We start from the raw sequence: 12,435 nt of genomic DNA, 5'->3' as shown, positions 1-12,435 counted from the left end.
TACACGTATAATCTAGCAGAAGCAAAGCTAAGTGTCAATCCCATCCTCCAGCACATGAGAAAAGCCCTTCACGATGATTTCATGAAGGGCAGCATAAAAAAGCTCAGCTATTGGTTAAGACCCGGAGATCTCGCAGGCTGCGGCGAGGTGCAATACTTGCAGCGGACCGCTTCCTTAGGTATATCGGATAAGCATTCCGGGCAAGCCTTGAGCCCTGCCTTCGGGTCCGGCTTCTCTTGTTTTTTCCGGAACCGGTTGAGCTGCTTAACGACCAGGAAAATAACGAAGGATACAATGAGGAAATCGAGCATGGTGTTAATAAAGATTCCGTAGTTCAGCGTCGGTGCGCCTGCTTCCTTAGCAGCCGTGAGTGAAGGATAAGCATTCCCGTCAAGGCTCAGGAAAAGATCGGTAAAGCTCACCTTTCCAAGCAATAGTCCTACCGGCGGCATGATCAGATCGTTGACGATGGAAGTAACGACCTTACCGAAGGCCGCTCCGATAATGACCCCGATCGCAAGCTCAATCATGTTCCCCTTAACGGCGAATTCCTTAAACTCCTTGATTAATGTTGCCAGCATATTAGCTTGTCCTCCTCTACCATACTTTATGCTATTACCCGCCATGGTTGTTATTGTAACAGAAAAAAACCGAAGCACAACTAGTTCGTTGCGCTTCGGGCTTGAGTCCGCAATCACTTGCCGATGAACATTTGAGTAAACATTTTGCCGCATGGCCCGCCGTCGACGATCCCAATGCCGATATGCGTGAATTCCGCACTTAGAATGTTGGCCTTATGACCCGGCGAATTCATAAGCGCTTGATGGGCATTCGCCACATTCTGGTTACAAGCGATATTCTCCCCGGCTGTGCGATAGGTGACGCCAAATTGCTTCATCATATCGAAAGGCGAACCGTAGGTCGGGGACTGATGAGAGAAATAATTTTTGTCCGCCATGTCCTGACTCTTCAACCGGGCCACCTTGGACAGCAGCGGATCCGCACTCAGAGGAGGAAGTCCGGCCGCTTGCCGCGCCTGATTGACCAAAGCGATCATTTCCTGCTCCTCGGCAGACAATTGATTCTCGGTCGGCTGCTGAGGCGTTGGCGCTGGCGCTGGCGTTGGCGCTGGCGTTGGCGCTGGCGTTGGGGCCGGAGTTGGGGCCGGCGTCGGAGCTGGGGTTGGTGTCGGTGCAGGAGTTGGAGTAGGTGCGGGAGTAGGCTGTTGAGGCTTCTTGGAACTCCCGTACGCCCACAGAATAGACTCCAGCGTCTTGTAATCCACCGCCCCCGTTACAGGCAGGCCGTAGGCCTTTTGAAATTTCTTGACGGCCGATTCCGTCGCCGTTCCATAATAACCTGTAATATCCCCCTGAAAATATCCAAGCGATTTCAGCATCGCTTGCACAGCATACACATCGGAGCCCTTAGCGCCCTTGCCGAAAGCAAATACCGATGTAGCAACAGTGAAACACAGCAGCAAACTCACTAACAGCAGGACGACGGTTTTCTTCGTACGTAAGTGTTGAAACATAGGGTAAGCCTCCTGGTCATGATTTGTCGAAATACATCATTTCCAGCTTCCCCCATCGACGAAATTTTAGTCAAAAAAAAGAACCGGCCCCATCGGAGCCAGTCCCTAGAATGCTCATCTTCACTTATCGGCGTCGCAGCGAAAGAACAACGGAGAGCGCCCCCAGCACTAGTGCTGCAACGGACAGGTAAAGCGGAAGCTGCGAACTGCCGCTTGCCGTCTCCTGATGCGCCGCATCAGCTGCCGGTGCAGCCGTATGCCCGTGGCTGTCAGCCGACGCGCCCGCCGGCTTCGGAAGCACCTTCGTTACGGAAGCGGGCTTATCCGAGCCTGCCGCACCGACCCACTCCACAACGCTGCCGTCCTTGTAGGTTTGGTATGCCTTCCATGAAATGGCGGTGGCGTTGTCGGCTACTTTGCCTGACATATTGAACTCGCCGAACTCCGTTGCTCCCAGACCGTCTCCCGTGGCGGTCCAAGTGACTCCGGTGATTTTATTATCTGCGGATCGTGCCAGCTCGTAGGTCCAGCCCGGCTTCGGCTCGAAGCGGGAGACGGTTACCGCCTCCACCGGGAAGCGCACCTCCACCTTTATTGTCGCAGACTCCTTCTCCGAAGGGACCCGTACCGTAAATTTCTCATAAGCTCCTTGTGTAGCTTCTTGGGGCAGCACGGTGACATGCGCACTGGCGATGCCGGCTCCCAGCAAAGTCATCAATAGCGTTAAAGCGGGGATCATAGCCCATTTTTTCATTTTCTAAACTCCTGCCTTTCCAGCGATCATTATTTCCATAAACAATGTATCGCAAACGGGTCAGGCAGGGTATGACCCAACCGGGCTATTCCGGGACAGGTTTATGACCGATATGTGACAGGCCATGGCGAACGGCGTATGCTGTAAGTTGCACTCGATTGTCCAGACCGAGCTTCGACAGGATATTTTTCATATGATTTTTGACCGTGTTCTCCGTAATGCCCAGCTCCTCGGCAATCAGCCGATTACTTAGGCCGCGCGCCACGTAAGTCAATATTTCCGTTTCCCTCTGCGAGAGGACTCCGGGTTCCGCTTCCGTGCTGCTTGGCTTGGCATGCAGGAAGGGCTGCAGAAGCCGGTCTGCCATACTCCGGGTAATACTCTCATCATCGTTTAATAAACCGCGCAGATACAACATCCAATCGTCTGGGTCCATATTCTTAAGGAGATACCCTTGGGCCCCGTAGCGGATGGCGGCCAACAGATCGGCGGCATCGTCGGAAACCGTCAGCATAACAATACGAATGTGCGGCATACGGTACTTGATCCTCTTCACCGCCTCCAGTCCCGTAAGCACCGGCATGCGGATATCCATCAGCACCAGATCTGGCAGCAGCTTCTCACACAGCTCTACCGCTTCTTGGCCATTCGCCGCCTCACCGATACATAGAAAATCCTCTTCCCCTGCCAGCAGTGTCATCACGGCACGCCGGGACAAAGGGTGGTCATCAGCTATAAGTACGCGATATATCATATCGTCTCCTTCCCCGGCTCCGGTCCGATGAGCAGCAGCTCCACCCCTTCATCCGGCACTTGATGCAATGCTACTTGCGCTCCAAGCGCCTGGGCATGCTTGCGGATCATCGCGAGCCCATATTGCTTGCGGCTATGCTCCGGGATCTTCAAGGCTTCCATACCGATGCCGTTATCGCTGATTCTCAGTCTCCAGCGTTGCTGCGCATCTTGATCCAAGGTGATTGCCGCATGATCGGCCAGCGAATGCTTACGGATGTTCGTGAAGGCTTCGCGAATGACGGAGAATAAATGCACCTCGGCCGCCGGTGTTAGTTGGATGGCATGGGGCTCCACACTCCGCTCTACGGCAATGCCGCTGATCGCGCTCCACTCCTCGAGCCACGTCTCCAGCCTCGCGGCGAAGCCTCCCCCTTCCTCCGGAACCGTACGCAGGTTAAATATCGCCTGCCGAAGCTGATGGTCCAGCTCCGATACGGCGGAACGGGCCTCATCGATCTGCCCTTTGCGCAGCTGTACATTCAGGAAGAATAAGATCTGCGCAATGTTATCATGCAGCTCTTGGGCAAGCCGCTCCCGTTCCTCGTATACGGCACGCTTTGCTTCTTCCGCGGCTAGTCGCTCATTCGTCCTCCCGATCCTCCGGAACATCCACGTCGCGAATAGATAAGAGAGGAGGAGCGTGAGCAGCGTAATGTACAGGTTGCCTGTCTCCATAGAAAGCACACCCAGCAGAAAATCATGCCGAATGTACTCAAAACCCCCAATGAGGACGGGGGGCAGCATGATCGTGAAAAGCTTTAAGGTTCGTAAAGACAGCATAGGTTCTACCTCATGTTCTTGTTTTACTCTCCAGTCTATTATACTGTTTGCCCCGAAAAGCTTCGAGTGAAAGTTTACAGAAGATCTTGCCTGTTTGATCTGTCATTCGCCTCATTGACAAAGGCTTCCTTCCCCATTACAATAATTATAACCTAGTATTAGTACTTGGTACTAAATTAAACCATTGGGGTGAGTTGCTCATGCAAACCATGTCACAAGCACGTATTACCGGCATTGGAAGCTACGTACCGGAAGCAAGACTAACCAATGCAGACCTCGAGAAAATGGTAGATACCTCGGACGATTGGATCGTCCAACGGACGGGGATCCGGGAACGGCGCATTTGTGCTCCCGATCAGCACACCAGCGATCTATGCATTGCCGCCGTCCGAAATATGCTTGAGCGTTATCCTGTCAACTTGGAGGGTGTGGAACTGATCATCGTCAGCACCAGCACGCCGGATTTCTCCTTTCCGAGCACAGCCTGCCTGGTACAAGCGCATTTCGGCATCCCGCAAACAAGTGCTATGGATCTGTCCGCCGCCTGCGCCGGATTCGTCTACGGCCTGCATGTAGCCGATGCGATGGTTACCTCCGGTCTGCACCGCAAAGTGCTTGTCATTGGAGCCGATGCTCTTTCCAAGATTACTGATTATACGGACCGTACCACCTGCATCTTGTTCGGGGACGGTGCCGGGGCTGTGCTGGTCGAACGCGATGAGCAGCACCCCTCTTTTGGCGCCTACCGTGCAGGTACGGATGGAAGCGGCGGCATCCATTTGTACCGCACAGGAACCTCCAGCTGCTTGAACGGAACGACGCTGCAAGATACAGGCAAAATCGTGCAGAACGGTCGTGAGGTGTATAAGTTTGCTGTTCAAACGGTTCCCAGGGGGACAGAGGAGCTTCTGAAGCAAGCCGGGCTGACTTACGGCGATGTGGACTGGTTCATACCGCACAGCGCCAATCTGCGGATCATCGAATCCGTTTGTGAGAAAACAGGAATACCGCTGGATAAGACGCTGCATACGATCGAGCAGTATGGGAACACTTCGGCGGCGACAATTCCGCTAGCAATGGACCAAGGTGTGCGACAAGGCCTGATCCGTGACGGTGACACGCTTATGCTATATGGGTTCGGCGGTGGTCTGGTGCATGCGGGGTTGTTGTTGACATGGCGGGGGCTCAACTGAACGATGGGTATGTTGAGAACACAGTAACTGGAATTTAAAAAAATCCCGTTTATCGAGATAACGAACGTATTTCGTGCTAAACGGCTTTCGGCCCTACCGAAATCGTTCGTTATCTATTGCATTCATTTTCTTTTTAAATAATCCTTAATATGCTGTACTAGCTGCTTCGCCCGGATACGATTGGTATGATGGTTGTGAATTAAGCGATATCCGTTTTCCGTGATTCGTTTTCTTTCTTCTTTATTTTGTGAATAATACATGGCTTTTTCATATAAATTGGATTCATTACAGGCTACGAAGTTCACTCCGTCTTTAAAACCCAAATCGGACAGATCCTCATTTGGCTCCGCCAGAAGTAATGTCCTACAGCCCGGAGCTTCAAAAAACTTGAGCACTGGAACCTTCTGCTCCCCCCCGCAGGTGAAGAATATCTCGGAACGATTTAACTCTTTGCCATATTTTACATCAACAAGAAGGTTCTCGGATGGACGTGCCTTATGTCCGGGGTGCGGATGATATACAAACCCGTCAACACCTTTCATTATTTGAAAAACCGATTCCCGGAACGGATAGGCCCCTTTACGCGGATTTCTCTTGGGAGCGTAATCAGGATCTTGAACATGGAATTGTCCCATAAGCAGAAACTTAATATCTTTCTTTAACCCCCAATCCTTTATCACATCAGGGTTCATAGACCATGGAACCCATCTGAGTTTTTTGGCATATTGCGGGAAGGTTTTTAGAAAAGGTTTTTTTGTGACTGAGAAAATAAGATCCATATTATTTTTTTCTATATACTTAGTTCTTTGTTGTATTGAATAATGAAGATCAAGCACGAAGCATCCTTTCGGAATGTTAATTTTGTTCATTCCTTTAATTTTCGGAGCGTACTTGTAACCCCATTCTATATCATAATGGATGATAAAATCCGGATTGAATTTTAGCTTCTTTATAATTTTAGATAGCTTTCCTTCCTTATGCCAATATCGCACATCCGCAAATTCTTCGATGGCCTGAATCATATCGTATTTTTGTTTATGCTTTGGATACTTCTCCCAAAAACGGGTCATAAGGATCAGTATCTTTAGTTTCTTGGTATTCTTCCCCACAACAACACACCCCTTTGGCTATAATAGTTCTCCTTTCATACGCTCGCAGCCCGAATATTAGCGATGGTAATCCCAGGTGAGTTGACGACCAAAATAAAACTATTTTATATACTATATGTGCTAAGGTGAAGCAAGGTATAGACAAGTAGTGGGATTCTCTTTACCTATTTTTAATAAAATGCTTTTCCGACATAAACTGTATGAATGCATAGGACGTAAGCCGTTTCACTTTACCATCTTGGACATATTTTGTGAGTATCTAACTTCTCGTTTTATAGACAGGAGGTGCTCCAAAGATTGAACAGTGACCTTATGAATCACAACAAAACCGTCGCTGTCATCGGATTAGGCTTTGTGGGTCTTCCTTTAGCGATGACTTTTGCAAGAAAAGGCTTTCGTGTTATTGGTATTGATACTGATTTGAATAAAATAAACCATTTGCGTAACGGGGTTAATTATTTAACTGGTCTAGACGATCCCGAACTACGTTCCATGCTTGACACAGGTCGCTTCGTCGCTTCTAATCGTTACGACCCGGTAGAAAAGGCGAACTCGATAGTAATATGCGTGCCTACTCCCTTGAACTCTGAAGATCAACCAGACCTAAGTTACTTAATACAAGCTGGCGAGGAAATTAGCCGTAGAATCAAGCAATCACAATTAATAGTATTGGAATCGTCCACTTTTCCAGGTACTACTAGAGAAGTGTTGCAGCCAATATTGGAAAAAAGTAAATTGCTTGTGGGAAAAGATATATTCCTAGGTTATTCGCCTGAACGAGTTGATCCGGGGAATGAGCATTTTTCGCTTGAGCAAATCCCTAAAATCATAAGCGGCGTGACGGATACATGTGCGAACGCGGTGTACCAATTATACAGTAAAGTTTTCGACCAGCTCTTTATGGTTTCTTCTACAGAAGCAGCCGAATTCACGAAGCTATTAGAAAATACTTATCGATTCGTTAATATATCCATGATGAATGAGCTTGCAACCATATGTGATTCGCTAAAATTAAACATTTGGGAAGTTATTGAAGCTGCAAAAACTAAGCCGTTTGGATACTCTGCTTTCTATCCAGGGCCTGGGGTGGGCGGGCATTGTATTCCCGTTGATCCTTTATATCTGCAATGGAAAGCCGAACAGCTCGGTGTAAAAAGCTCTTTTATTGAATTATCTAAAAAAATCAACAATCAAATGCCAGAATATATCGTCCAAAAAATAGCTGAACATTTACCTAATAAGCAGCTTAAAGATGCCAATATATTTATTTACGGGGCGGCTTATAAACGAGATATTAACGATGCGAGGGAATCTTCGGCAATCCAAATCATGAATTTGCTCAGAAACGCAGAAGCAGCGGTGTCGTATCACGACCCTTATATACCTTCTCTCCAGGTAGGGGGAGAGCAGCTTCATAGCCAGGAGCTGACAGATCAAGTGTTATACGCTGCCGATTGCGTATTGATATTAACGGACCATTCCACTATACCGATCCAGAAAATAGTTTCTTCGGCCAAATTTATATTTGATACACGCAATGTAATTAAGGAGAGTGCTAACCATACAAAAATAATGCAATTAGGTGGGTAGATTCATATAAAAGGCCAGCCGATAATTTTGTGGTTGGCCTATTTTCGTACCTATGAAGAAACTATTGTTCTCTTATGAAACCTGTATCAATAATGAAAGAAATATACGAATATTACACTCATTGGTTAATAATGAGAATAAACTAATGGTATACCGAAGAGGTGAGACGAAGTGAAGGTCGTTACGGTAGTAGGCGCACGTCCGCAATTCATCAAAGCTTCTAGCTTAAGCAGAGTACTACAAGAGTTTTCTCAAGAAATATTGGTTCACACGGGGCAGCATTACGATGATAACATGTCCAAAGTTTTTTTTGATCAGCTTCAACTACCTACTCCGGATTATTATATGGGTGTGGGGTCGAGTACTCATGGGAAACAAACAGCTAAAATAATAGAAGGAATGGAGAGCATACTGGAAATAGAGAAACCTGATTTGGTATTGGTGTACGGGGATACGAACTCTACTTTAGCCGGAAGCTTGGCTGCAGCCAAGCTTAATATTCCTGTTGCTCATGTTGAGGCAGGATTACGCAGCTTTAACAAGCGAATGCCGGAAGAGATCAACCGAATCCTAACCGACCATATGTCCAGCATATTATTTTGTCCCACAATGGAGTCTATCAAAAACCTTCAGCATGAAGGTATTGAAAGGAATGTTCATTGGGTTGGGGATATCATGTTTGATTCCGTTTTACATTATAAGGATATTGCACTTCGACAATCGGTAATCATGGATACATTCGGTTTAACTCCGAAAAGATACAACCTCGCTACAATACACCGCCAAGAAAACACCGATGATTACCAAAGGCTTAAGAATATTCTAGAAGCGTTACGCCATTTAAATGAGACGGTAGTAATACCATTACACCCCAGGACGGCTAAGCTGATCAATCAATGGAATTTACAAGATCTCTTGAAGGCTCCACACATTATAATCTCTCCCCCTCTCTCCTATTTGGATATGCTGAATCTCATTCATAATGCAAAGCTAGTATTAACCGATTCGGGAGGAATTCAAAAGGAAGCGTACATGCTTAAAGTTCCATGTTTAACCCTCCGTGATGAAACAGAATGGGTAGAAACCGTCCAAGCGGGATGGAATCATATTACCGGCGTGGATACCCAAGGCATATTAAAAGCCACACGCCATCTGGTCATGCCGGAACAACACCCTCCTTTATTTGGCGATGGTCGTTCGGCTGAAAAAACAGCATTTTTGGAACCTATGAGATAGAAAGGGGGACTGGGAATTCAAAATATGGAACCGGAGCCCTCTTCGGGTTTGTTCTTTGTCCAATTCGTCCAATAGGATAGGATGTTCACTAAGGGCAAACTCAAAGGACCCTGCAAGGTCCCTTCTTCTGTCCCTCGAATCTCCCAAGTCACCGGCTAAAGAATGCGTGCTTCTGGGCACGCTAGTACAATAAAGAGCCAACCGTTGAGGTTGGCTTTTATATTGTGTTGATTTTATGACTTGTAACAGCCGTGTAGGTTCGTGTCCTCTTCTTTTTCCTTATTTCAACGATTTCATAATTCCAAAAAGTCGCTCCCCCATCTTTTCCCAGCTAAAACTTTTCCGCATGATTTCCCTTGCATTTAGGCTTAATTGGTTGAGCAACTTCCTGTTTCTATGCAATCTTAAAAAATGGACAGCGTAATCGGCAGCCGTGGGATTCTTCTTCTTAATAACAATTCCGCATTGATGTTTGGTTACGAATCTTTCCATTTCAGCGGCGGCATTGACGACAACCGGAGTTCCGCTGTTCAAATAACTGAAAAATTTATTGGGTAGCGCATGCACGCGATTTTGATTACTTAGATCAAAGAATATATAACCTGCATCAACATTTGCCCAATGCTGGGGTAAATCTTTGAAATCAACCCACCCGTATTCAATGCTGGGATGAGATCTTAGTTGAGTAATAACCTCTTCCGTTTCCAGTTTATTTGCCATAGAAACATTTCCTAATATCTTGAATTTCACTTTCATTCCTGATTTGTTTAAAAGGTTGACGATTTCCACGATTTTGTAAGGATCACCCTTTTTTTTGGACAACTTTCCTTCATAGGCTATCGTAAAAGATGTGCCGGGATTTGTGAGCCCTTTGTTTTTATGAACAAACGAAGCCGCTTGCTCTTGAAAAGGAGGTGAGTTGTAAATGATCGTAATAGGGATATTAGGGTATCTTCTTGCGTATATATTTTTGAGACTGTCTGAAACAGTTATTATGTGATCAACTTCCCGCATGAGCGATTTCAGAAGTAGGTTATCATCCTCTAATTCGTGAGCGTCAAATATAATCTTTACTCTACGACTTCGCTTATTGAACCATCTCTTGATCTGAATTGCCTCGTAAAGCGTCTCCCATTCATGAGCTATATACACATCTGCATTTTCGTGCAGTGCGGTCGCCCACAATGAGTCTACAAAATAAGAGCGTTCACCATTATTAATGTTCTGTAACATGCTTTGCTGCATCAATGCAACTTGTTTTTTATCTGTAATCTGATTCGCGTTATACGTAGAAAAGGCTATACCCTCATGTACAAATCTTTCTTTCTGGAACGCTTTATCGAGATTAGGGGTATTAGCAATCGTTAATAAATGTCCGCGATGCTTCGGCGCCATAATCGTCACGAAATGCCCCATTTTAGCCAAACTTCTAGCCTCTTTTTCAAAAACACGGGCATCAAGAAATGAATGCCTTCTAATTAACATGCAAATTCTCAAATAATCCCCCTCCTTAGAAATGCCACGAAACAACGAATATGCAGCTACTTTCGTTTCAGAAACTCTTTCATAGCAGATACAATTTGATAGGCGCGCCATTGGTTATTATGGAAAGTCTGAATAAAGTTATAGCCATTTTGAGTAATCAGCTCTCGCTTCAAGTTATTGGTTTGATAATACATTGCTTTTTCGTAAAGGTTATTTTCGTCGCAGGCTATGAAATTTACTCCATCCTTAAAACCCAGTTCTAAAATATCTTGATTGGGCTTTGCCATTAATAAGGACTTGCATCCAGGCCCTTCAAAAAATTTTGCTACAGGAATTTCAAAATCGCTGCCACATGTAAAAAACATTTTCGTCCTATTAATAGTCCTGGCATATTCCGAATTGATTAAAACTCCAGGGCTATGTTGAACTTTTTGGCCCGGATGTTCGAAATGGACAAAACCATCGACTCTATTCATCCTTTCCAGTACTCTTTCCCTAAATGGATACCGCCCAGGCGGATGGAGCAGGCCCATGAGAGAAAAATCAATGTCTTTCTTTAACCTATAGTCCGTGATAATATCAGTATTTATTGCAAACGGCACCCATCTAAATCGATCAATGCATTCGGGAAAAGCTTTTAAGAAGGGGTTTTTAGTTGCCGAGAAGATTATGTCCGGTTTTGCATTTTCATGAAAATATGCTTTTCTTTTATAGGGTCTCCAATGAATGTCAAGGACATAGCATGCCTTAGGTATCTTTACTTTAGCCAGATTCGTTATCTGAGGAGAAAAAAAATAGTTCCACTCTATATCATAATGGAGAATAAAATCCGGAGTAATTTTGATTTCTTTTAATATTTCTAATATATCTCCGTTCTTATGCCAGTAATAAACATCCGCAAATTGTTGAATAGCCTTGATCATATCGTATTTGTGCTGATGTTTTGGCATCAATTTGTCAATCTCCTTAATAAGCATCAATACTTTCAATTTCTTCTTTTGCGGAATAACCCCTGTTTTAATCCTTTTCGAAAAATTTTTCATAATTACACAGTCTTTTATATAGGCAATTAACTGGTGAGCACATTGATTGAATGATTTCATTCTATCTTTCGTATATTCAGGGTGAATTGAACAAGGCAACCCTCTGAATCTATCCTCGCTTTCCGGAAATATCTTCAGAAATTCCTGCTTCGATGACGCAAATAAGAGATCGACATTATTCTTTAAAATATATGTCCTTCGAAGTTCCGGACGATCATGTATATTTAACACATAACAACCTTTAGGGATGTCAACCTTATGCAAATCGGCAATGAAAGGGGAATAAACGCTGCTTTCATAATCATAAATGAAGATAAAATCCGGCTTCCAGTTTAGTTTTTCCAGTATCACTTGAATATTTCCATTTGATGACCAACAACGAATCTCTGCATACTTCTTCATGGCCTCGATTACTGGATGATACTGTGCTCCCTGCATGGATTTAAACGGTTTTATTAGTACCAATATTCTCAATCGTTCCTGTCGGATTAAATCCCTAGCCGCAGTTAAATATTGTGGATAAATACCCGGGGGTATGCTGCTTAAATTCTTTTTTTTTATCCGGATATCCGCTTCTTTTTTTATGATTTTTTTTGTTTTTTTCGAGGTTTTCTTTGAGGTCTTTTTTGTAACTTTTTTTGCAACCACTTTTTTACCTTTGCTTGCAGTTTTTTTTGTGGTTTTTTTCATTGTTTTTTTTGTGGTTTTTTTCAATTTTTTTTTAGTGCTTTTGTGTTCTCGACGCTTTCTTAATCGTTTTTTTTTTAGTTTTCTTTTAAGATTTTTAGTTTTTTGTTTCGATATTGAAGCTGCGTTTTTAATTTTGGGATAACCTTTTACGATCACGTTATCACCTCTTACTTTTCGAGTTATTAATGAATATTTTTGTATATACTGTTTGTCGGAAACGGCGTCT

The 12,435-nt window shown here is 44.9% G+C and carries 11 protein-coding genes; 3 read left to right on the top strand and 8 right to left on the bottom strand.

Annotated elements, in window-relative coordinates:
• Window positions 1–107: 107 nt before the first annotated feature.
• The 5 genes from mscL to QMO62_RS00210 form a co-directional block, all read right to left on the bottom strand.
• Window positions 108–581: a large-conductance mechanosensitive channel protein MscL gene (mscL, locus tag QMO62_RS00230; protein WP_284637759.1), complete on the bottom strand. Its 474-nt coding sequence runs from the start codon at window positions 579–581 to the stop codon at window positions 108–110.
• A gap of 113 nt (window positions 582–694) precedes the next feature.
• On the bottom strand, window positions 695–1,534 hold the full coding sequence (locus QMO62_RS00225; RefSeq protein WP_284637757.1) for a peptidoglycan-binding protein: 840 nt from the start codon (window positions 1,532–1,534) through the stop codon (window positions 695–697).
• Between the two features lie 124 nt (window positions 1,535–1,658).
• The gene (locus tag QMO62_RS00220; RefSeq protein ID WP_284637755.1) at window positions 1,659–2,288 is read right to left on the bottom strand and encodes a YcnI family copper-binding membrane protein; all 630 of its coding nucleotides are present in this window, start codon (window positions 2,286–2,288) and stop codon (window positions 1,659–1,661) included.
• 85 nt (window positions 2,289–2,373) lie between these two features.
• Window positions 2,374–3,042: a response regulator gene (locus QMO62_RS00215; protein WP_284637753.1), complete on the bottom strand. Its 669-nt coding sequence runs from the start codon at window positions 3,040–3,042 to the stop codon at window positions 2,374–2,376.
• Entirely contained in the window at window positions 3,039–3,860 is an 822-nt protein-coding gene (locus tag QMO62_RS00210) for a sensor histidine kinase (protein WP_284644807.1), read from the bottom strand. The genes QMO62_RS00215 and QMO62_RS00210 overlap by 4 nt, the downstream gene beginning before the upstream one ends.
• 212 nt (window positions 3,861–4,072) lie before the next feature.
• Here QMO62_RS00210 and QMO62_RS00205 point away from each other — a divergent pair, with 212 nt between their 5' ends.
• Window positions 4,073–5,056, top strand: coding sequence for a ketoacyl-ACP synthase III (locus tag QMO62_RS00205; protein ID WP_284637752.1), 984 nt, complete (start codon window positions 4,073–4,075; stop codon window positions 5,054–5,056).
• A 122-nt stretch (window positions 5,057–5,178) separates the two neighbouring features.
• On the opposite strand, the gene QMO62_RS00200 is transcribed toward QMO62_RS00205, so the two are convergent.
• Complete coding sequence (locus tag QMO62_RS00200) at window positions 5,179–6,126, bottom strand: glycosyltransferase family protein (RefSeq protein ID WP_284637750.1); 948 nt, start codon at window positions 6,124–6,126, stop codon at window positions 5,179–5,181.
• Between the two features lie 351 nt (window positions 6,127–6,477).
• On the opposite strand from QMO62_RS00200, the gene QMO62_RS00195 reads away from it, so the two are divergent.
• Both QMO62_RS00195 and wecB read left to right on the top strand, forming a co-directional pair.
• Complete coding sequence (locus tag QMO62_RS00195; protein WP_284637747.1) at window positions 6,478–7,755, top strand: nucleotide sugar dehydrogenase; 1,278 nt, start codon at window positions 6,478–6,480, stop codon at window positions 7,753–7,755.
• Between the two features lie 171 nt (window positions 7,756–7,926).
• Window positions 7,927–8,991 carry a non-hydrolyzing UDP-N-acetylglucosamine 2-epimerase gene (gene wecB, locus QMO62_RS00190; RefSeq protein WP_284637745.1) on the top strand — a complete coding sequence of 355 codons (1,065 nt, stop codon included), beginning with the start codon at window positions 7,927–7,929 and terminating at the stop codon, window positions 8,989–8,991.
• A gap of 279 nt (window positions 8,992–9,270) precedes the next feature.
• Here the strand turns inward: wecB and QMO62_RS00185 are convergent, their stop codons facing one another.
• The gene (locus QMO62_RS00185) at window positions 9,271–10,488 is read right to left on the bottom strand and encodes a glycosyltransferase (RefSeq protein ID WP_284637743.1); all 1,218 of its coding nucleotides are present in this window, start codon (window positions 10,486–10,488) and stop codon (window positions 9,271–9,273) included.
• 44 nt (window positions 10,489–10,532) lie between these two features.
• On the bottom strand, window positions 10,533–12,365 hold the full coding sequence (locus QMO62_RS00180) for a glycosyltransferase family protein (protein ID WP_284637741.1): 1,833 nt from the start codon (window positions 12,363–12,365) through the stop codon (window positions 10,533–10,535).
• Between the last annotated feature and the right edge of the window lie 70 nt (window positions 12,366–12,435).

The organism is Paenibacillus silviterrae (assembly GCF_030167925.1).
Lineage (GTDB): Bacteria > Bacillota > Bacilli > Paenibacillales > NBRC-103111 > Paenibacillus_G > Paenibacillus_G silviterrae.
This window is presented reverse-complemented; position numbering and strand designations above follow the sequence as displayed.